Source organism: Kitasatospora sp. NPDC058492, from assembly GCF_042720685.1.
Classification (GTDB): Bacteria; Actinomycetota; Actinomycetes; order Streptomycetales; family Streptomycetaceae; genus Kitasatospora.
Window position 1 is genome coordinate 1 of record NZ_JBHXMU010000004.1, and the last position, 19,802, is coordinate 19,802.

Annotated in this window: 15 protein-coding genes; 10 read left to right on the top strand and 5 right to left on the bottom strand. The window is 74.5% G+C overall.

The window, feature by feature from the left end:
- Positions 1-244: 244 nt before the first annotated feature.
- On the bottom strand, positions 245-1,045 hold the full coding sequence (locus ACFWPI_RS03805) for a (2Fe-2S)-binding protein (protein WP_063349948.1): 801 nt from the start codon (positions 1,043-1,045) through the stop codon (positions 245-247).
- 274 nt (positions 1,046-1,319) lie between these two features.
- Between ACFWPI_RS03805 and ACFWPI_RS03810 the strand changes: the two genes are divergently transcribed.
- The 10 genes from ACFWPI_RS03810 to ACFWPI_RS03855 all read left to right on the top strand — a co-directional run bounded on the left by ACFWPI_RS03810 (position 1,320) and on the right by ACFWPI_RS03855 (position 13,594).
- Positions 1,320-2,285: a FecCD family ABC transporter permease gene (locus tag ACFWPI_RS03810; RefSeq protein ID WP_380373197.1), complete on the top strand. Its 966-nt coding sequence runs from the start codon at positions 1,320-1,322 to the stop codon at positions 2,283-2,285.
- Complete coding sequence (locus tag ACFWPI_RS03815; protein WP_380373179.1) at positions 2,282-3,316, top strand: FecCD family ABC transporter permease; 1,035 nt, start codon at positions 2,282-2,284, stop codon at positions 3,314-3,316. The genes ACFWPI_RS03810 and ACFWPI_RS03815 overlap by 4 nt, the downstream gene beginning before the upstream one ends.
- The gene (locus tag ACFWPI_RS03820) at positions 3,316-4,158 is read left to right on the top strand and encodes an ABC transporter ATP-binding protein (protein ID WP_380373176.1); all 843 of its coding nucleotides are present in this window, start codon (positions 3,316-3,318) and stop codon (positions 4,156-4,158) included. Before ACFWPI_RS03815 ends, ACFWPI_RS03820 begins: the two co-directional genes overlap by 1 nt.
- Positions 4,159-4,231: 73 nt before the next feature.
- Positions 4,232-5,221: an ABC transporter substrate-binding protein gene (locus ACFWPI_RS03825; protein ID WP_380373174.1), complete on the top strand. Its 990-nt coding sequence runs from the start codon at positions 4,232-4,234 to the stop codon at positions 5,219-5,221.
- 220 nt (positions 5,222-5,441) lie between these two features.
- A complete protein-coding gene (locus tag ACFWPI_RS03830; protein ID WP_380373194.1) occupies positions 5,442-6,650 on the top strand; it encodes an acetyl-CoA carboxylase biotin carboxylase subunit family protein in 1,209 nt (402 codons plus the stop codon).
- Positions 6,647-8,362 (top strand): IucA/IucC family protein, encoded by a 1,716-nt coding sequence (locus tag ACFWPI_RS03835; protein ID WP_380373172.1) that lies wholly within the window; start codon positions 6,647-6,649, stop codon positions 8,360-8,362. The genes ACFWPI_RS03830 and ACFWPI_RS03835 overlap by 4 nt, the downstream gene beginning before the upstream one ends.
- Entirely contained in the window at positions 8,359-9,579 is a 1,221-nt protein-coding gene (locus tag ACFWPI_RS03840; RefSeq protein WP_380373170.1) for an MFS transporter, read from the top strand. Before ACFWPI_RS03835 ends, ACFWPI_RS03840 begins: the two co-directional genes overlap by 4 nt.
- Positions 9,576-11,345, top strand: a complete 1,770-nt coding sequence (locus tag ACFWPI_RS03845; protein ID WP_380373168.1) for an IucA/IucC family protein — start codon at positions 9,576-9,578, stop codon at positions 11,343-11,345. The genes ACFWPI_RS03840 and ACFWPI_RS03845 overlap by 4 nt, the downstream gene beginning before the upstream one ends.
- Positions 11,342-12,562, top strand: a complete 1,221-nt coding sequence (locus ACFWPI_RS03850; RefSeq protein WP_380373165.1) for a type III PLP-dependent enzyme — start codon at positions 11,342-11,344, stop codon at positions 12,560-12,562. Before ACFWPI_RS03845 ends, ACFWPI_RS03850 begins: the two co-directional genes overlap by 4 nt.
- 234 nt (positions 12,563-12,796) lie before the next feature.
- Positions 12,797-13,594, top strand: coding sequence for an inositol monophosphatase family protein (locus ACFWPI_RS03855; protein ID WP_380373191.1), 798 nt, complete (start codon positions 12,797-12,799; stop codon positions 13,592-13,594).
- Between the two features lie 173 nt (positions 13,595-13,767).
- On the opposite strand, the gene ACFWPI_RS03860 is transcribed toward ACFWPI_RS03855, so the two are convergent.
- The 4 genes from ACFWPI_RS03860 to ACFWPI_RS03875 all read right to left on the bottom strand — a co-directional run bounded on the left by ACFWPI_RS03860 (position 13,768) and on the right by ACFWPI_RS03875 (position 19,646).
- Entirely contained in the window at positions 13,768-15,231 is a 1,464-nt protein-coding gene (locus ACFWPI_RS03860; RefSeq protein WP_380373163.1) for a pyridoxal phosphate-dependent decarboxylase family protein, read from the bottom strand.
- A gap of 155 nt (positions 15,232-15,386) precedes the next feature.
- Positions 15,387-16,895: a diaminobutyrate--2-oxoglutarate transaminase gene (locus tag ACFWPI_RS03865; protein WP_380373161.1), complete on the bottom strand. Its 1,509-nt coding sequence runs from the start codon at positions 16,893-16,895 to the stop codon at positions 15,387-15,389.
- A gap of 142 nt (positions 16,896-17,037) precedes the next feature.
- Complete coding sequence (locus ACFWPI_RS03870; protein WP_380373158.1) at positions 17,038-17,778, bottom strand: response regulator; 741 nt, start codon at positions 17,776-17,778, stop codon at positions 17,038-17,040.
- On the bottom strand, positions 17,775-19,646 hold the full coding sequence (locus ACFWPI_RS03875) for an ATP-binding protein (RefSeq protein WP_380373156.1): 1,872 nt from the start codon (positions 19,644-19,646) through the stop codon (positions 17,775-17,777). The genes ACFWPI_RS03870 and ACFWPI_RS03875 overlap by 4 nt, the downstream gene beginning before the upstream one ends.
- Between the last annotated feature and the right edge of the window lie 156 nt (positions 19,647-19,802).

Consider the following 19,802-nt stretch of genomic DNA (forward strand, 5'->3'; position numbering starts at 1 on the left):
AGGCCAAGAACATCACCCTCACCGCCGTCGCCAACCACTTCGGCGTCTGGCCCGCCACCATCTCCACCCTCGAACGCGGCACCCGCCGAGACGACAACCTCGCCAACGCCTACCGCGAATGGCTCACCACCGCTTGACAACCCATAGGAGCATCAACGAACCGCCCCCGACGATCCCCTCAACGATCCCCCAACTCCCCCCCCCCCCCGACGATCCCCCCGCCGACGATCCGCGGACGGACCTCTCAGAACCGGCGCAGCCGTTCCTCGTCGCTGGTGCGCGGGCAGGTCAGGCAGGCGGCGGCCTCGGGCTTGACGGCGTAGTAGAGGCAGCAGCCGAGCCGGGTACGGGTGTGGTGGCCGCGCCCGTCGGGGGTGTGCAGACGGCGGAAGTCGGCGGCGCCGGGCAGCGGAAGGGTGCCGCCGGGCAGCACCGCCTCGGCGGCGACGACCGCGGTGTCCTCCTCGCCGAGCATCCGGCCGAGGTACCAGACGGCGGAGGCGAGGTCGTCCGTCACCATGCCCCAGAGCGCGCGGTCGCGGCGCCGGCTGGGGGCGGCGAAGGCGGCGAGCACCGGCTCGACGTGGGCGACCACGGCGGCCCGCAGTTCGGCGCGGAGTTCGTCGTCGCCGGGGAGGGTGACGTGGCCGCGCGGGCGCAGCGCGAGGTCCCCGGTGGGGGCGTGCAGCCAGAGGTCGGCGGGGTCGACGAGGGGGACTTTCCGGGCGAGGTGCCAGGGGCCCGCGATGAGCAGGCACGCGGACCAGACGTAGTGGTGCAGCAGTCTGGAGGCGGTGACGTGCGGGCGGGGGGCGCGGCCGTGTTCGGCGGCGATGCGCTCCTCCTCGCCGGCCAGGGCGGCGGCCAGGGCCCGTTCGTCGGCGGCGAGTTCGGCCCCCGAGTACCAGCCGTCGGCGGCTCGGGGGTCGGGTTCGTCGGCGTCGAGCAGGCGCAGTTCCAGCACCGGGCAGAGCTCGCGCAGGCGCCGGTAGTCGCCGGGCAGGGTGGACGTCGGTGCGACGGGCAGGGGTGTTCCGGGGATCATCGGCGCTCCGTGGATCGACTCCGCATGATCGAATAAGGTGAGGCTCACCTTACAATGCCTCAGGAAGTGCATCACCCGGGGCCGGGCCGGGCGGCGCGACACCCACGACACCCGGACGGGTCGACGCCGCGACGAACGGCCCGACATCGGACCAGGCAACCCGAGATTGACGAACTTAGGCAAACCTAACCTAAGATGTCGACTCGTGTTGAGAACCGACCCGCCGGCCACCACAGCCCCGGCGACGCCTCGATCCTCGGCGGTCCAGCGGCCCCTGCTGCTGGTCGCCGGTGTGGGCGCGCTCGTGCTGTGTGCCGCGCTGAGCCTCGCGCTCGGCTCCCGATCCATCCCGCTGTCCACCGTGGCCGACGCCCTCACCGGGGCCGCCCACGGCGGCGACGCCGATGTGGTGACGGGCCTTCGCCTGCCGCGAACGGTGATCGGGCTGGCCGTCGGGGCCGCGCTCGGCGTCGCCGGGGCGGTCGCCCAGGGCGTCACCCGCAACCCGCTCGCCTCCCCGGTCACCCTCGGCGTCAACGCCGGCGCGAGCCTCGCCGTGGTCGCCGCGATCTACGCGCTGGGGCTCACCCGGCCCGTCCAATACGTCTGGTTCGCCTTCGCCGGGGCGGCCGTCGCCGCGGTCGCCGCGTACGCGATGTCCCGGCGCGGCGGCGACCTCGACCCGGTCCGGCTCGCGCTCGGCGGCACCGTGCTCACCGTGGTGCTCACCTCCTGGACCTCCGCGCTGATGCTGGCCAGTCACCGCACCCTGGACGAGGCCCGGTTCTGGTTGGCCGGATCGATCGGCGGGCGGCAGTTGGACACCCTCACCCCCGTGCTGCCGTTCCTGGTGCTCGGCCTGCTGGGCGCGTTCGCGATCTCGCCCGCCCTCAACGCGCTCGCCCTCGGCGACGAGACCGCCCAGTCGCTCGGCGTGCCGGTGGCCCGGATCCGACTGGCCGGCGGGCTGGCCGTCGTCCTGCTCGCGGGCAGCGCGGTGGCCGTCGCCGGGCCGGTGGCGTTCATCGGACTGGCCGCGCCGCACCTGGTCCGCCCGCTGCTCGGCAACGACCACCGCTGGCTGCTACCGGGCTGCCTGATCACCGGTCCGCTGCTGCTGCTCGCCGCCGACGTGCTCGGACGGCTCGTGGTGCGCCCCTCCGAGATCGAGGTCGGCATCGTGACCGCCTTCCTCGGCGCGCCGCTGCTCGCCGTACTGGCTCGGAAGGTGGCCCGGTGACCGCGCTCGCCGTGCCCGTCGGCACACTCGCCCGCCGCCGGGCCCGCACCGCCGTGTGGTCGGCGCTGGCCGCCGTCGTCCTGGTGGTGCTGACCGGCGTCGCACTCGGCACCGGACAGGTGAGCCTGTCCGGATGGGACGCGCTGCGCGCCCTGGTCGGGCAGGGCGAACCCGGAAACATCCTGGTGGTGCAGCAGTTCCGGGCGCCCCGGGTGGTGTCGGCGCTGATCGCCGGGGCCGGGCTGGCGATGGCCGGCTCGATGCTCCAGCGGCTCTTCCGCAACCCGCTGGCTTCCCCCGACACCATCGGTGTCACCGGCGGCGCGTCCTTCGGCGCGGTGCTGATGCTCGCCACCGGCGCCTCCCAGCAGCTGATCCCGCTGGCCGCGCTCGGCGGCGGACTGCTGGCGGCGCTGCTGCTCGGCGGCCTCGCCTGGCGGTCGAAGATGGCCGTCACCCGGCTGGTGCTGGTCGGCCTGGCGGTGCAGCAGGGCCTCGCCGCCGCCGTGAACCTGATGATCGTACGGTTCCCGGCCGAGCTGGCCTCCTCCGCGATGCAGTGGACCACCGGCTCGCTCTACGGCCGCAACTGGACCGAGGTCTGGATCGGCGGCACCGCCATCGCACTGACCGCCCTGGCCGTGCTGCTCTGCCAGCGGCGGATCGCGGTCCTCGACCTCGGCGACGACTCGGCCGGCGGCCTCGGCCTCAACCCCGGCCGGGACCGGCTCTGGCTGCTGCTGCTCGGCATCACCCTCGCCTCGCTGGCCGCCGCCCTCACCGGCCCGGTCGCGTTCGTCGCGCTCGCCGTGCCGCACCTGGTCCGGCTGCTCGCCGGGCCGCCCACCCTCGGCACGCTCGGACTCACCGCGCTCACCGGCGCCGTCCTGCTGCTGTCCGCCGACCTCCTCGTGCTCCACGTGATCCCCGTCCACGGCCTGCCGGTCGGTGCCGTCACCGCCACGCTCGGCGCGCCCTGGCTCCTGGCGCTGATGATCCGCCAGGGCCGGCCTCCCCAGAGGAGCAACTGATGACGCCCACGACGACCGTCGAGTCCGTCACCACCACCGCCAACCGGCTCGCCGCGCACGGCCTCGACCTGCGCTACGGCGACCGCACGATCGTCGACGGGCTCGACCTCGAACTGCCCGGCGGCGCCGTCACCGCCATCGTCGGGCCCAACGCCTGCGGCAAGTCGACCCTGCTGCGCGGACTGGTCCGGCTGCTCGACCCCGCCGCCGGCACCGTCACCCTGGACGGCTCCGACATCCACCGGATGTCCGCCCGGGCCCTCGCCAAGCGGATGGGCCTGCTGCCGCAGCAGCCGGTCACCCCCGAGGCGATCACCGTCGAGGCGCTGGTCCGGCTCGGCCGGTACCCGCACCAGCGGATGCTCAGCCCGTGGTCCAAGGCCGACCAGGCCGCCGTCGAGGACGCCCTCGCCCGGACCGGCACCGCCGAACTGCGCGACCAGCAGGTCGACCGGCTCTCCGGCGGGCAGCGCCAACGCGCCTGGATCGCGCTCGCGCTGGCCCAGGACACCGAACTGCTGCTGCTCGACGAGCCGACCACCTTCCTCGACCTGCGCCACCAGCTCGACGTCCTCGACCTGGTCGCCGACCTGCACGCCGAGGCCGGACGCACCGTCGTCATGGTGCTGCACGACCTCGGGCAGGCCGCCCGGTACGCCGACCACCTGGTGGTGCTCAAGGACGGGCGGCTCGCCGCCGCCGGACCGCCCGCCGAGGTCCTCACCGCCGACCTGGTCGAGGCCGTGTTCCAGGTGCCGTGCCGGGTGGTGCCCGACCCGGAGACCGGCACGCCGCTGGTCGTTCCCCGGGCACGGACCCGGCCGCGCGCCGCCGACCGCTGATCGCTGCCCCCCGGCTCCTCACCCTCGACGCTCCTCACCCCCGACACCCGCTCGACCCGATCCAAGGAACCCCATGAACCGCCGCCTCCCCGTCGCCGTCCTCGCCGTCGCCCTGTCCACCACGCTGCTCGCCGCCTGCGGCAGCGACGGCGGGACCAAGCAGAGCGGGGACGCCGCCTCCGCGAGCGCCGGCGCCTCCGCCGGCTTCCCGCGCACCGTCACCCACGCCGCCGGAACGGCCCAGATCAAGGCCCAGCCCAAGCGCGTCGTGGTGCTGGACAGCGGCGAGCTGGACGACGTCACGCTGCTCGGCATCACGCCGGTCGGCGCGGTGTCGCCGCACATGAAGACCGAGGGCGGGTTCCCGAACTACCTCAAGGACAAGATCAAGGACACCAAGGACGTCGGCCCGATGAACGAGCCGAACCTGGAGCTGATCGCCTCCCTCAAGCCCGACCTGATCCTCTCCTCCAAGGTCCGCCACGCCAAGGTCTACGACCAGCTGAACGCGATCGCGCCGACCGTGCTCGCCGAGACCACCGGGTTCCCGTGGAAGGAGAACCTCGCCCTCTACGCGCAGGCGCTCGGCAAGGAGGACGAGGCCAAGAAGGCGCTCGCCGACTACGAGGCGCGGGCCGCAAAGCTCGGCGAGGCGATCAAGGCGAAGAACGGCGGCGCCATGCCGACCGCCTCGGTGGTCCGCTTCGTGGCCGGACCGACCCGCCTCTACGCCAAGGCCTCCTACAGCGGCGTGGTGCTCAAGGACGTCGGCCTGGCCCGCCCGGCCGCCCAGGACGTCGACAAGAACATCGTCGAGGTGAGCGCCGAGCAGATCAACCAGGCCGACGCCGACCTGGTGTTCGTCACCACTGCCGACGACCCGTCCAAGACCAAGGAGAGCGAGGTCCAGCAGACCCCGGTCTGGCAGGGCCTGAACGCCGTCAAGAACAGCAAGGTCTTCAACGTCCCGGACGAGACCTGGATGTCCGGCATCGGCGTCCAGGCCGCCGACGCCATGCTCGGCGACATCGCCAAGGCCGCGGGCGTGGACGCACCCAAGTAACCGCCGACGGACGACGGCGGGCGGGCGAGGTAGCGGTAGCGGTGGCGGTGGCGGCCACAGCAGCAGCCGCCACCGAACAGATGACAACAAACAGATAACAGATTTCGAAATCTGTTATCTGTCAGCTGTCGCCTGTCATCTCTTCGCTGCCCTCCCGACGTGCCCCGTGATCCGCCCGCCGTCGCTCTCGTCCGTCACCACTCTCAAGGACCACCACCCCATGCGGCTCTACCTGCTCGCCCTGAACCCCACCGACTCGGTCACCGCGGGCTTCCTGCCCGCCGCCGCCCGGCTCGGGCTCGACGTCACCGTCCTGACCGACCACGCCGAACCCCACCGGAAGGCCTACGCCGACCTCCCGTTCACCGCACCCGAGGTGCTGGAGTGCGACGTCCGGGACTTCCGCGCCGTGATCAGCCTGGTCTCCCGCCACCACGCGCCCGACGCGGTGTTCAGCAACAGCGACCACCTGCAGACCCAGACCGCCTTGGCCGCCGAGTACTTCGGCCTCCCCGCAAAGGACTGGAAGGCCGCGCTGCGGGCCAAGGACAAGGGCCAGCTGCGCCGCCATCTCGCCCTGACCGGCCAGGACACCGTCTGGTCCGCCGAGTTGGCCCCCGGGCAGGACCCGGCCGAGCTGGAGCCGCCGTTCCCCTGCGTGGTCAAACCCCGTGAGGGAGTGGCCAGCGAGGACGTCACACTGGTCGCCGACGCCGCCGAACTCGCCCTCCGCTGCCGGGAGATCCAGCACCGCCGGGCCGGCGCGACGCTGGTCGTCGAGGAGTTCCTGGACGGCCGGCTGTGCACCCTGGAGACCCTCGGCGACGGCCGCCGCCGGCACGTCCTCGGCGGCTTCCGCACGCAGCTCTCCCCGCCGCCGGACTTCATCGAGGAGGTGCTGGAGTTCGTCCCCGCGCACCCCGCCGAGGTGGTCGCGCAGGTGCTCGCCCAACTCGACGCGCTCGGCATCGGACTCGGCGCCTGCCACACCGAGTTCGTCGTGCAGCCGGACGGCCGCGCCCGGATCATCGAGGTCAACTACCGCGCCATCGGCGACCAGTGCGACCTGATGCTCGCCGAAATCCTCGGCGTCCCGCTCTTCGAACACATCCTCGCCACCCACCTCGGCCGGGAACTCCCCGCGGACCTCGGCGCGCAGTGCGCCGCGACCCCGCGCCGGGCCCGCAACGAGGTGGTCTGCGCCGACCGGGCCGGCCTCCTCACCGCCGCCCCCGGCCCGTACGACGAGGAGCGCGACGGCGTCCGGCTCGCCTACCGCCCGCTGCGTCCGCTCGGCGAGCGGCACGAGCACTACCGCACCAACCGCGACTACCTGGGCGTGATGTGGGCCATCGGCGCCGACCAGGAGGCCGTGGACGCGGCCGTCGCCCGGTTCCGCGCCGCCAACCGCTGGGAGATCACCCCGTGACCGCCGACGAGCAGCTCACCCTGCGGGTGCTCTCCGCCCTGCTGCGCGAGGACGTCCTCGGCCTGCGCTCCCGCGGCGCCGTGGAGGACCGCGCGGACGGCCCCTGGTTCACCGTCGCGGACGCCGAACTCGCCCTGCCCGTCGCCGCCGAGGGCTTCCAGTGCGAGTACGCCGCCCGGCTGCCCCTGCTGGAGCTGGCCGGGCGCCGGCTCACCGGTCTGGACGCCATCGTGGCGGCCCTGGCCGGTCTGGCCGAGGCCGAGGACCGGCCCGGCTGGGCCGCCTTCGCCGAGGAGTGCCGCCAGACCCTCGCCACCATGGAACTGCACGAGCGCGCACGGCCCGAGGTGCACGCCCGGCTCACCGACCTGTACGGCGAGGACCCGGCCGACTGGACCGGCCTGGCCGCCGCCCTCGGCCACGACACCCTGGCCGCCTACCTCGACCACCCCGTCTACCCGACCGCGCGCGGCCGGGCCGGCCTCACCGAACCCCAACTGAACTCCTATGCACCGGAGTTCCACCCCGCATTCGAGCTGCGCTGGCTGGCCGTCCCGACCGATGCCCTCACCACCCACGGCCGGCGCCCGCTCCCGAGCTGGTGGCCCACTCCGGCCTGGTTGGGCCTTGCGGACGCCTGCCCCGGCGACGACTGGACCACCCTGCCGGTCCACCCCCTCACCGTCGGCGCCCCGCTGGACGAGGCGCTGGAGGCGGTCGGCCTGGCCGGCCGCGCGGTGCTCGCCGAGCGGCCGTACCTGACCGTCGTGCCGACGCTCTCCATGCGCACCGTCGCCGTCGCCGACGACCCCGCCTGCCACCTCAAACTCCCGCTCGCCACCGCCACGCTGGGCCGGCTCAACCGCCGCACCATCAAGCCCGGCACGCTGCTCGACGGCGCCGCCGGCCAGCGCCTGATCGAGGCCGTGCTGGCCCGCGAGCCGCGCTTCGCCGACCGCGTCCTGCACGCCGACGAGCAGACCTGGGCGCACGCCGGCCACGAACTGCTGGCCGTCCTGCTGCGCCGCTACCCCGCCGGGCTGGAGCGGGCCGTCACCGTCCCGCTGGCCGCCCTGCTGGCCCCCGCGCCCGGCGGTCGCCTGGTGCTCGACCACCTCGCCGACCGCTTCCACGACGGCGACCAACTCGCCTTCTACGACTCCTTGCTGGAACTCCTGCTGGACTGGCAGACCACGCTGTTCGACTACGGCATAGCGCTGGAGTCGCACCAGCAGAACACCTCCCTGGTGCTCGACGACGACGGACTGCGCCTGCTCTACAAGGACGACGACGGCCCGCGCGTGCACACCGCCCGGATGACCGCCCGCCTCGGCGAACTCGCCCCGACCCGGGCCGACTTCGACGACGCCCGGATCTTCGGCGACGACGACCGGGCGCTCACCGACCTGTTCACCACCATCACCGGGCACCTGTGCACCGGCGCGCTCGCGTTCGGCCTCGCCGAGCACCGTCGCGCCGAACTCACTGACGTACTCACACTGTTGCGAAAGCGCCTGGCCGAGGCGGTGGACCGGATCGGGCCGGCCGGCGAGCCGCTGCGGACGGACCTGCTGGAGGCCGAACGCCTGCCGGTCAAGGCCATGGTCAGCGCCGGGACCTTGCTCAGCAAGCAGCGCTCAGGCGCCGCCGACATCAACAAGCACTACACCAGCGGCCCCAACTACCTGCTGGCGAACGGGATCGCCCGGTGAGTGTGGAGACCGTTTCGCAGCGCTCCGGCCACGGGACGGACCACGCTGGCGGACTCGGCCGCCGCCAGGTGCACGCCGTCGCCGCCTGCTACTTCGTCGCCTCCTTCGCCGCACTGGGCCTGCCGCCGTACCTGACCGCGATCCTGCCCACGCTCGGCGATCCGCAGGCCCGGTGGGCCGGCGTGCTCTACATCGTCCCGACGGTCTTCAGCGCGCTCGGCGCACCGCTGTGGGGCCGGCTCGCCGACCGCTTCGGCCGCAAGCGGCTGCTGCTGCGCGCCCAACTCGGGCTCACCGTCTCCTTCCTGCTGGCCGGAGCCGCCGGCAGCCTGCCCGCGTTCACCCTCGCACTGGTCCTCCAGGGCTTCCTCGGCGGCACCTTCGCCGCCACCAACGGCTACCTCGCCGCCGCCCTCGACGGGCCGCGGCTGTCCCGCGCACTCACCCTGATGCAGGGCAGCGCCCGGGCAGCCCTGGTGGCCGCGCCGATCCTGGTCGGTGCGTTGTCCCCGTGGATCGACCCGCACCGCCAGTACCTGGTGATGGCTGTCCTCCCGCTCGCCGCCGCACTGCTGCTGTCCCTGCTGCCCGAGCCGGACCGTCCGGCGGCCGCCCCCGCGTCGGAGGGACGCGCCGAGCGGGCACCCGCCGCCCCGCTCCTCCCGCTCTACGTCTTCGAGTTCGTCTTCGTCTTCGCCACCGTCATCTCCTTCCCCTATCTCATCTCGCTCGCCGAGCAACGGCTGCCCGGCGTCTCCGGCACCACCACCGGCGTGCTGTTCGCCCTGCCGCACCTGTGCTACCTGGTGTTCGCCGCGCGCATCCACACGCTGTTCCACGCCCGCCCGCACACCGGCATCGCGCTCGGCTTCGGCTTCGTCGCGCTCGGCCTGGCCGGGCACGCCGTCGCGTACTCGCTCCCGGTCTTCGTCGCCGTCCGGCTGCTGCTCGGCGCCGGGCTCACGCTCGGCCTGGTCTGCCTCGCCGTACTCGCCGCCGGAGCGGCCCAAGGGCGCGCGCCCGGGCGGATGTTCGGCACGCTCGAACTCGTCTCCAAGGGCGGCGCCGTCGCCGCCGGCGCCGTCGCAGCGCTGGCCAACGGGCAGTTCGGCGCCGCCGCGCCCGTGGTGGCCGGCACCGCCGCCGCCCTGCTGGCCGCCGTCACGGCCACCGCGTTCTCCCTCCCGTCCCTCCGCCAGCGCTGGAGTCGCCGATGACCCCCGAGCCGATCACCCCCGAGCCGATCACCCGCAAGTCGATCACTCACGAGCCGATCAGCCACGAACTGCCCACCGCCGACGACGCGGTGGCCCACACCCTGCTGAACTGCCTGCTGCGCGAAGTCTCCGCCCCCGAGCACCAGACCGCCGTGGCCGACGGCCGCCTGCTGCTGCGCCTGCCCCGGCGCGGCGCCCTGCTGCGGATCGCCCTGCGCCGCACCTCGCTGCTCGGCGCGCACCGCTTCACCGGCCCGGTCGAGATCGAACGAGGCGGCAGCTGGGCGGAGTTGGACTGGCGCGAGCTGGCGGAACACGTACAGGACGAACTGGAGCTGCGCACCGGCACGGTGAACGAGGAGTTCCTGGGCCAGGTCACCTCCAGCCACGACGGCCTCCGGCAGAGCCTGGTCGGCCGCCCGGCCTCCGGACCGGACCGCTACCTGGAGTCCGAGCAGGCCCTGCTGTTCGGCCACCGCTTCCACCCGGCGCCCAAGTCCCGCTCCGCCGCCCGGGGGGACTGGCGCGGGTACGCCCCGGAGTCCCGTGCGGCGTTCCCGCTGCGCCACCTCGCCGTCCGCACCGAACTGATCGCCGAGCAGTCCCTGGACGAGAGCGCGAGCGCCCTGCTGGACGGCCTCGGCGACGTCCCGGACGGCTACCGTCTGCTGCCCGCCCACCCCTGGCAGTACCAACTCATCGGCGATCACCCGCTGTTGCGCGATGCCCTGGACCGCGGTGACGTCCTCGACCTCGGGCCGCGCGGCGAGGAGTTCGCCGCCACCGCCTCGGTGCGCACCCTCCACGGCGCGGACGCCTTCCTCAAGTTCAGCCTCAACGTGCGCATCACCAACTGCCTGCGCAAGAACGCCGCTTACGAACTCACCGGCGCCGTCGCGCTCACCCGGCTGCTCGCCCCCGCCCTCGCCGACCTCGCCCGGCGCTTCCCCGACGCGGCGATGCTGCGCGAGCCCGCGTTCCGCACCCTCGCCCTGCCCGGTACCGACGGCCGACCCGACCAGGCGCTCTACGAGGGCTTCGGCCTGATCGTCCGCGAGGGCTTCGGCGGCGTGCTGCGACCCGGCGTCACCCCGCTGCTGGCCGCCGCCGTCGCCGACGAGCACCCGACCAGCTCCGCCCACATCTCCCGTCTGCTGGAGGGGAGTTCGGACGCCTACCAGGCCCTGGACTGGTGGCGGGCCTATCTGGGGTTGCTCGTCCCGCCCGTGCTCGCCGCCTACTTCGACCACGGCGTGGTGCTGGAACCGCACCTGCAGAACGTGCTCATCGGCGTAGACGCCACCGGGCACCCCACCCAGGTGCTCTTCCGCGATCTGGAGGGCACCAAGCTCGTCCCCGAGCACAACGCCGACATCCTGGCCGCCCTCCCGCCCGAGGTCGCCGGGCCCATGACGTACGACGCCGAGCGGGGCTGGGACCGGGTGGTCTACTGCCTGCTGGTCAACCACGTCGCCGAACTGCTCGCCGCCCTCGCCGACCGCCACCCCGAGCTGGAGGGCGCCCTGTGGCAGGTGGTCCGGGACACTCTGGAGCAGTACGCGGCAGGCCACGGCCGGCCGCCCCGGCTGCGGGCACTGCTCGCGGGCGTGCCGCTGCCGGCCAAGGCCAACCTGCTCACCCGCTGGGAGCGCAAGGCCGACCGGCAGGCCGGCTACGTCCGCCTGCCCTCGCCGCTCGCCGGATCCGTCCTCGCCCAGGCCTCCCGCACCTCCGCCCCCCTCTCCCTCGGGAGCGCCGCCCGATGACCGAGATCGTCCGCCGGCACGTCGCCGCCCTCGCGCCCGACGCCCTGCCCGCCTACGTCTACGACCTGGCGGCGCTGCGCGCGCACGCCGCCGCCGTCCGGGCCGCGCTGCCCGCGCGGGTCGAGCTGTACTACGCCGCCAAGGCCAATCCGGAGGCGCCGCTGCTGGCCGCGCTGCGCGACGCGGTCGACGGCTACGAGGTCTCCAGCGGAGGCGAGTTGGCGCACGTGCGGGCGGCTGTGCCGGACGCACCGCTGGCCTTCGGCGGCCCCGGCAAGACGCCCGCCGAGATCGCCGCCGCCGTGGACGCCGGGGTGCACCGCTGGCACATCGAGAGCGAGCAGGAACTGCACCGGCTCGACGCCGTCCTCGCGGACCGGCCGGGCACGGTGGTCGACGTGCTGCTACGGGTCAACCTGCCGGTCGCCACCGGTGCGCTCGACGCGGTGGCACTCGCGATGGGCGGGCGGCCGACGCCGTTCGGGCTCGACCCGGACCGCGCCGAGGAGTGCGTGCGCCAGCTCACCGGCGACGGCCCCGGCACCGGCCCCGACCCGCTCGGGCGGCGGCTGCGTCTGCGCGGCGTGCACGCCCATTTGGCCAGCGGGCTCGCGGCGGCGGAGCAACTGGCCGTCGCCGAGCAGATCGTGGCCTGGTCGGCCGCGCTGGCCGAGCGGCACGGCTTCCCGCTGGCGGAGGTCAACGTCGGCGGCGGGATGGCCGTGGACTACGAGGACCCGGCGAACCACTTCGACTGGACGGCCTTCGGCGAGGGGCTGGCCAAGCTGCTGGACGCCCACCCCGGCCTGACCCTGCGGATCGAACCCGGCCGGGCCCTGACCGCCCACTGCGGCTGGTACGCGACCGAGGTGCTGGATGTGAAGCAGAGCCACGGCGAGGACTTCGCGGTGGTCCGTGGCGGCACCCACCACCTGCGCACCCCCGCCACCCGGGGGCACTCCCAGCCCTTCGAGGTGCTCCCGGTCGACGCCTGGCCGCATCCGTGGCCGCGCCCCGCCGTCGCCACCGGCCGCGCCACCCTGGCCGGCCAGCTCTGCACCCCGAAGGACGTCCTCGCCCGGGCCGCCTCCGACGCCGACGGCCTGCGGGCGGCCGACCGCGTGCTGTTCGCGATGGCGGGCGCGTACGCCTGGAACATCTCGCACCACGAGTTCCTGATGCACCCGCGCCCGGGGTTCCACTACCTGGGCGGCTGAGGGCACCCCGGATGACGGTCGACAGGTAACAGATAACAGCTGACAGATAACAGATTTCGAAATCTGTTATCTGTCAGCTGTTATCTGTTCGCCGCCCCCTGTTCGCGCCCCGCCGCCCGCCCGTCCACGTGCCGGACCCCACCCGTGGGCCCCGCCCGCCCCAGGGGTCGCCGCAGGTCACCTCCGCACACTCGTGCGACAGTGGTAGGCAGCGAAGGGAGCGCGAACGTGCTGATGGACAAGGTGGCGGAGATACTCGCCGAGGCGTCGGCCGAGGTGGTGGAGCCGCGCTTCCGTGCGCTGGCCGCCGGCGAGGTGATGGAGAAGGCGCCCGGCGAGATCGTGACGGTCGCCGACCGCGAGGCCGAGGCGATCATCACCCGCCGCCTGCGCGAGCTGCTGCCCATCCCCGTGGTCGGCGAGGAGGCCGTCTCCGCCGACCCCGAACTCGCCCAGGCCCTCCACGACGAGCCCGCCGCCTGGCTGGTCGACCCGGTCGACGGCACCTCCAACTTCGTCGCCGGCCGCCCCGAGTACGCCGTGATGTGCTCGCTCGTCCGCGGCGGGGAGACCGTCGCCTCCTGGATCTGGCAGCCCGCCACCGCCACCGCCTACTGCGCCGAACTGGGCTCCGGGGCCTGGCGCGACGGCGTACGCCTGACCCGGCCGCCGGCACCGCGCGACGCCGCGAAGCTGCGCGGATCCGTGAAGAGCCGCTACCTCGACCCGGAACACCGCCGGCGCCTACAGGCCAACGAGTCGGCCTTCGGCGAGGTCTCCCCCGGCCGGCACGCGGCCGGAATCGAGTACCCGGACGTCGTCGAGGGCCGCTTCGACTTCCTCCTCTACTGGCGCACCCTCCCCTGGGACCACGCCCCCGGCTCCCTGCTCGTCACCGAGGCCGGCGGCGTGTCCGCCCGACTGGACGGCACCCCCTACCGCCCCGAGGCCCCCGGCTGCGAGAACGGCCTGCTGGTCGCCGCCGACCCGGAGACCTGGGAGCTCACCCGCACCCTCCTCCTGAGCGACTGACGGACCGCCGCCACCGCCACCGCCACCGCCACCGCCACCGCAGCAACCGTGGTCATCTGGTCGCGGTCACGAATCGGTGCCCTGGTCCTCGGTCTCGAACGGGGCCTGCCCGGGCGCCGGGCGGCCGACGACAACCGACTCCCCAGCGATGACCGACTCCCCGCAGCACGCGCCTAGCCGGCCCGGTCCCCCTCGGCCTTCCGCCCGGCGTCCACCACGTCGCGCAGCAGTGCACGGACCTCCCCCGCCGTGGCGTGCGGGTTGAGCAGGGTGAGCTTGAGCCGCACCCGGCCGGGCCCCTCGCCCGGGAGTTCGGTCCGCCCGACCACCGCCCGCCCGGTGCGCAGCAGCAACCGGCGCAGGCTGCCGTTGAGTTCGTCGACGGCGGCCTCGTCGGTCAGGCCCGGCGGCCGGTAGCGGAACAGCAGGACGGTCAGCGCGGGTTCGGCGTGGAGTTCGAGCGACGGTTCGGCGCGGACGGCCTCGGCAGCGGACCGGGCGAGTTCGTGGCAGGCGTCGACGAGTCGGCCGAGCCCGTCGCGACCGAGGGTGCGCAAGGTGACGGCGAGCTTGAAGGCGTCGGCCCGCCGGGTGGTGCGCAGCGAGCGGCCGAGCAGGCTGGGGTAGCCGGCCTGCTCGTCGTCGACGGGGTTGAGGTACTCGGCGCGGCGGGCGAGCGAGACGTAGGTCTCGGTGCGGCGGACCAGGAAGACGCCGGCGGCGGCGGGCTGCCAGCCGAGTTTGTGCCAGTCGAGGGAGACGGAGTCGGCGCGGTCGATGCCGTCGAGGAGCGGGGCGAGCCGGTCGGAGAGCAGCGCGCCGCCGCCGTACGCGGCGTCGACGTGCAGCCAGGCGCCGTAGCGGCCGGCCAGGTCGGCGGCGACGTGCAGCGGGTCGATGCCGCCGGTGTCGGTGGTACCGGCGGTGGCGACGATGGCGATCGGGGTGCGTCCGGCCCAGCTGGCCTCGGCCAGGGTCCGCTCCAACTCCTTTGGTTCCATCCGGAGTTGCCGGTCGACGGGGACGGTGGTGACGGCGCGCTCGCCGAGCCCGAGCAGGGCGGCGGCGCGCTGGACGGAGAAGTGCGCGGCCTCGGAGGCGACGATGCACGGCCGGACGCCGCCCGGGATGCCGTCCAACTCGACGATGCCGTCCAGCTTCTGGTCCCGCGCCAGCATCAGGCCCATGAGGTTGGACTCGGTGCCGCCGGAGGTGAGGACGCCGGCAGCGCGGGCCGGGTCGTAGCCGACCAAGGTGGCGAGTTCGGCGAGGAGGGCGGTCTCCAGGGCGGTGGCGGCGGGGGCCTGGTCCCAGGAGTCCTGGGAGGGGTTGAGGACACTGACCGCGAGGTCGGCGGCGGCGGCCACGGCGAGCGGCGGACAGTGCAGGTGGGCGGCGCAGGCCGGGTCGGCGGGGTCGGCGGCGCCGTAGGCGAGGAGTTCGGTGAGGCGGGCGAGCGCGCCGGGCCCGTGGGCGCCGGCCAGGCCGTCGGCGACCAGCGCGCCGAGCTCGGCCGGACTGCCTGCGGGCAGCGGCCCGCCGCGCAGGGCGATGCCGTGGTCGAGCGCGTCGAGGACGGTGGCCAGCAGCGGCCCGAGCGTGCCGGGCCCGCCGACGCCGCCCGCGAGGGCGTCCAACGGGACGGGCCCGCCGGGCAGTCCGGCGGCGGCGCCGGAACCACCCCCGGCCCCGGCCCCGCCCGCGGCCCCGGAGTCACCACCGGCCCCTGATCGGGCGCCCGAACCTCCTCCCGAGCCTTCCCCTGAACCGCCACCGCCCCCTCGCCCCGCGCTCATTCGGCGCCCCGGGCCGCGGGAGCCGCAGGGCTCGCCACAGGGCTCGCCACAGCGGCGGAATCGACGGCCGCCGCAGCCGCGATCGCGTCGGCGAGCCGGTCGAGCACCGCAGCGACCTGCTCGTCGGTGATGGTGAGCGGCGGCAGCAGTCGCAGCACCGCGTCGTGGCGCCCGCCGAGTTCGACGATCAGCCCGCGCGCCAGGCAGGCCTCCCGGACCCGGCGGGCGAGCGCCGGGTCGGCCGGCCGGGCCCCGCAGGCGTCCGGTTCGGCGGCGGGGTCGACGAGTTCGACGCCGAGCATCAGGCCGCGCCCGCGCACGTCGCCGATCACCGGCAGTTCGGCGGCGAGCCCGCGCAGCCGGGCGGTCATCCGCTCGCCGACGACGGCGGCTCGCTCGGCCAGCCCGTGGGCGGCGACGTGGCGCAGGGTGGCGGCGCCGGCGGCCATGGCGAGGGTGTTGCCGCGGAAGGTTCCGGTGTGGGCGCCGGGGCGCCAGCCGTCGTAGTCCTCCCGGTAGACGACGACGGCGAGCGGCAGGCTGCCGCCGATGGCCTTGGAGAGCACCATGGCGTCCGGGACGATGCCGCTGTGTTCGACGGCCCACATCGCCCCGGTGCGCCCTACGCCGGTCTGCACCTCGTCGACGATCAGCGGGATGCCGCGTTCGGCGGTGATCCGGCGCATCTCGCGCAGCCAGCCGTCGGGCGCGGGGACGACGCCGCCCTCGCCCTGGACGGCTTCCAGGATCATCGCGGCGGGCGGGACGACCCCGCCCGAGGGGTCGTCGAGCAGCCGTTCGACGTAGGTTGCGGCGAGGTCGGCGCCGGCCTCGCCGCCGACGCCGAACGGGCAGCGGTAGCCGTACGGGTAGGGCAGCCGGACGACCTCGCCGCCGCTCGGCAGCGGTTCCTTGACGGCGACGTTGCCGGTGAGCGCGAGGGCTCCGGCGGTCATGCCGTGGTAGGCACCGGTGAAGGCGAGCGCGCCGGACCGGCCGGTGGCGGTCTGCATCAGTTTGAGCGCGGCCTCGACGGCGTCGGTGCCGGCGGGCCCGCAGAAGTGGATCCGGGCGCCGGCGGCGAAGTCGGCGGGCAGGCTCTCGAAGAGGGCGCTGGTGAAGTCGTCCTTCTCGGCGGTGGCGAGGTCGAGCAGGTGCAGCGGGGCGCCGCTGTCGAGGGTGCGGCGGATCGCCTCCAGCACCACCGGGTGGTTGTGCCCGAGGGCGAGCGTCCCGGCGCCGGAGAGGCAGTCCAGGTAGCGCCGCCCGTCGGCGCCCTCGACGGTCATGCCGTGGGCCCGTACCGGGACGATCGGGAAGGACCGGGCGTACGTACGGGCGGCGGACTCGCGTACGCGCTGGCGGCGCAGGATGGCCTCGCCGGAGGCCGGGGCACCGGCGGCTCCAGCGACACCAGCGGCTTCGACAGCTCCGGCGGCTCCGGCGGCTCCGACATCTCCGGAGGAGGAGGCCGGGGCCTGGGCGGGAACGGCGGCGAGCGACAAGGCAAACCCCCAGAAGAAGTTAGGTAAGCCTAACTTTACCGCCCCTGACCTGGCGGGATACCCCGGGGGCCCCCAGAACCACCCGAGTGAGTGAACCGCCCCCGGTCCTGCCAACGAGCGACCGGCGAAAAGGTCACGGCCCTCACCCCCGCCGACCCGGAGCCGCCCCACCACCCTTCCACCGGTAGCAGAGCTCCGGCCGCCCCACGCTCCCGTACTGCGGCTCCCGCACCGCCCGCCCGGTGTCGACGAGGTGTTCGAGGTAGCGGCGCGCGGTGATCCGCGAGACCCCGGCGGCGGCGCCCGCGGCGGCGGCGGACAGGCCCGTCTCCGTCTCGCGCAGCACGGAGGCGACGGTGTCCAGGGTGGGCGCGCTCAGCCCCTTGGGGAGGCTGCTGCGCTCGGGCGTGCGGAGCAGGGCGAACGCCTGGTCGACCTCGCCCTGCCCGGTCGCCTCGCCGGTGCGCCCGAGGCTGTCGCGGTAGCGGGCGTAGCGCTCCAGGCGATCGTGCAGGGCGGCGGCGCTGAACGGTTTCAGCAGGTACTGGACCACGCCCGCCGACACGGCCTGCCGCACCATCGCCAGGTCGCGGGCCGAGGTCACCGCGATGACGTCGGTGGTGTGGCCGGCGGCGCGCAGCGAGCGGCAGAGCTGGAGGCCGTGGCCGTCCGGCAGGTAGAGGTCGAGCAGGGTCAGGTCGACGGGCCTCCCGGCAGCGCGGGCGCGGTCCAGGAAGCGCAGCGCGTCGGCGCAGCTGTGCACCGTCCCGGCGGCGTGGAAGCCGGGTTCGCGCTCGACGTAGAGGGTGTGCGCGGCGGCGGCCACGGGGTCGTCCTCGACGACCAGCACGGAGATCCCCGGAGCGGCGGTCGCCTCGGTCATCGCGACGCCCCTTCCCGCCGGCCCGGTTGCCCCGGTTGCCCTGCCTGGCCAAGTCGCTCCGGCCGCCCCGGCCGCCCCGGTTGCCCCGGTTGCCGCTCACCGGGTCGTGCCGGCAGCCCGGCGAGCGGCAGCCGGACGGTGAGCACCGCACCCCGGTCACGCCCGACCGCGACGCTGCCGCCGTTGCGCCGGGCGGCCTGGGCCACCAGCGCCAGCCCGAGACCATGCCCGCGCCCGTCCTGCTTGGTGCTCCAGCCGCGCCGGAACACGTCCTCGACGGCGGCCGGGTCGATCCCCGCCCCGGTGTCGGCGACGCGCAGCAGCAGGCAACCGCCCCCACCCGGAGCCACGTCGCCGCCCGCCACACCACCGCCCGCCGAACCGCCGTCGCCCGAACCACCATCGTCCGAACCGCCGCCGTCCGCACCGCCGCCGTCCGCACCGCCACCACCCGCGTCGATTCGCACGGTGACGGTGACCTCCGGCGCCACCGTGCTCTGCGCGGCTCCGGCGATGGCGGCGTCCACGGCGTTGTCGATCAGGTTGCCGAGGACGGTGATCAGGTCCCGCGAGGAGAGCCCGGGCGGCAGCAGCCCGTCGTCGATCCGACTGTCGTCGGTGAGGGTCAACTCCACTCCCCGCTCGGCCGCTTGGGCCGCCTTGCCGAGCAGCAACGCGGCCAGCACCGGTTCGCCGACCGCCGCGACCACCCGGTCGGTGAGCTGCTGGGCGAGCGCGAGCTCGGCGGTGGCGAACTCCACCGCCTGTTCGTGGCGGCCGAGTTCGATCAGGGAGACGACGGCGTGCAGCCGGTTGGCCGCCTCGTGCGCCTGCGCCCCGAGGGCCTCGGTGAAGCCCCGCACGGAGTCCAACTCTCCGCTGAGCGACTGGAGTTCGGTGTGGTCGCGCAGGGTGACGACCAGGCCGAGGCCGGTGCCGATGGTGGAGGTGTTGAGCACCACCACCCGCTCGGCGGTCAGGTGCACCTCGTCCCGGACCGGCTCGTCGCCGAGCACGGCCGCGACCAGCGCCCGCGGCAGCCCCAGCTCCACGATCAGACGACCCTCCAAGTTTCCTTCCAGTCCGAGCAGTTCGCGGGCTGCGTCGTTGCAGAGCACCACCCGGTGCGCACGGTCCAGCAGGACCAGCCCCTCGCGCACCGAGCGCAGGGTCGCCTGGTGGTATTCGTAGAGGTGGCTGAGTTCGGCCGGCCCCATGCCGTGGGTGTGCCGCCGCAGCCGGGAGTTGGCGAGGTAGGTGCCCACGCCGCCGACCCCGAGCGCGGCCACCGCCACCCCGACCAGGGCGAGCAGCGGGCCGCTCAACTGCGCGGAGATGGACTCCACCGTGAGGCCCGCGCTGACCAGCGCGATCACCTGGTGCCGGTCGTCCAGCACCGGCGTGACCACCCGCACGGACGGTCCGAGCGTGCCGGTGTAGGTCTCGCTGCGGGTCTCCCCCGCGAGTGCCCAGTCGATGTGCCCGAGGAAGCGCTTGCCGATCTGCTCGGGCAGCGGGTGGGTCCAGCGCACGCCCTCGGTGTCCATGACGGTGATGAAGGAGACGCCGGTGTCCACCCGCACCTGCTCGACGTACGGCTGGAGCACCGCGGTCGGGTCCGGCGCGGTGACGGCGGCCCGCACGGACGGCGAGTCGGCGACGGCGTGGGCGACGGCGGTGACCTGGCGGCGGGCCGCGTCCTCGGCCCGGTCGGCGGTGAAGAGGTACGCGAGCACCGCGCCGCCCGCCACCACGGCGGCGACGATGACCACCTGAACGACGAAGAGCTGCCCGGCCAAGCTGCGGACCAGCCCGCGGGGTGCCGGGAGCCGTCGGCGCGGGGGCGTGGGGGCGGTGCGCACGGACATGCCTGCCAGTGTGCACCACGCCCCCGGGGTCCCCCAGGGGCCCGCGATCGGTCGGCGGCCTGTCGACTGCCCGTCGACGAACGTCCCGCAGCCCAGTCGCACCCCCACGGCCCGGCTGCGCCCGGTCGCGCCCAGCCGTGAACTCTATGAACGCAA

What these genes read in the sequence shown, in the direction of transcription:
- ACFWPI_RS03805 (WP_063349948.1), bottom strand. Translation starts at nt 1,045, where the DNA reads ATGATCCCCGGAACACCCCTGCCCGTCGCACCGACGTCCACCCTGCCC.
- ACFWPI_RS03820 (WP_380373176.1), top strand. Translation starts at nt 3,316, where the DNA reads ATGACGCCCACGACGACCGTCGAGTCCGTCACCACCACCGCCAACCGG.
- ACFWPI_RS03825 (WP_380373174.1), top strand. Translation starts at nt 4,232, where the DNA reads ATGAACCGCCGCCTCCCCGTCGCCGTCCTCGCCGTCGCCCTGTCCACC.
- ACFWPI_RS03830 (WP_380373194.1), top strand. Translation starts at nt 5,442, where the DNA reads ATGCGGCTCTACCTGCTCGCCCTGAACCCCACCGACTCGGTCACCGCG.
- ACFWPI_RS03845 (WP_380373168.1), top strand. Translation starts at nt 9,576, where the DNA reads ATGACCCCCGAGCCGATCACCCCCGAGCCGATCACCCGCAAGTCGATC.
- ACFWPI_RS03850 (WP_380373165.1), top strand. Translation starts at nt 11,342, where the DNA reads ATGACCGAGATCGTCCGCCGGCACGTCGCCGCCCTCGCGCCCGACGCC.
- ACFWPI_RS03855 (WP_380373191.1), top strand. Translation starts at nt 12,797, where the DNA reads ATGGACAAGGTGGCGGAGATACTCGCCGAGGCGTCGGCCGAGGTGGTG.
- ACFWPI_RS03870 (WP_380373158.1), bottom strand. Translation starts at nt 17,778, where the DNA reads ATGACCGAGGCGACCGCCGCTCCGGGGATCTCCGTGCTGGTCGTCGAG.
- ACFWPI_RS03875 (WP_380373156.1), bottom strand. Translation starts at nt 19,646, where the DNA reads ATGTCCGTGCGCACCGCCCCCACGCCCCCGCGCCGACGGCTCCCGGCA.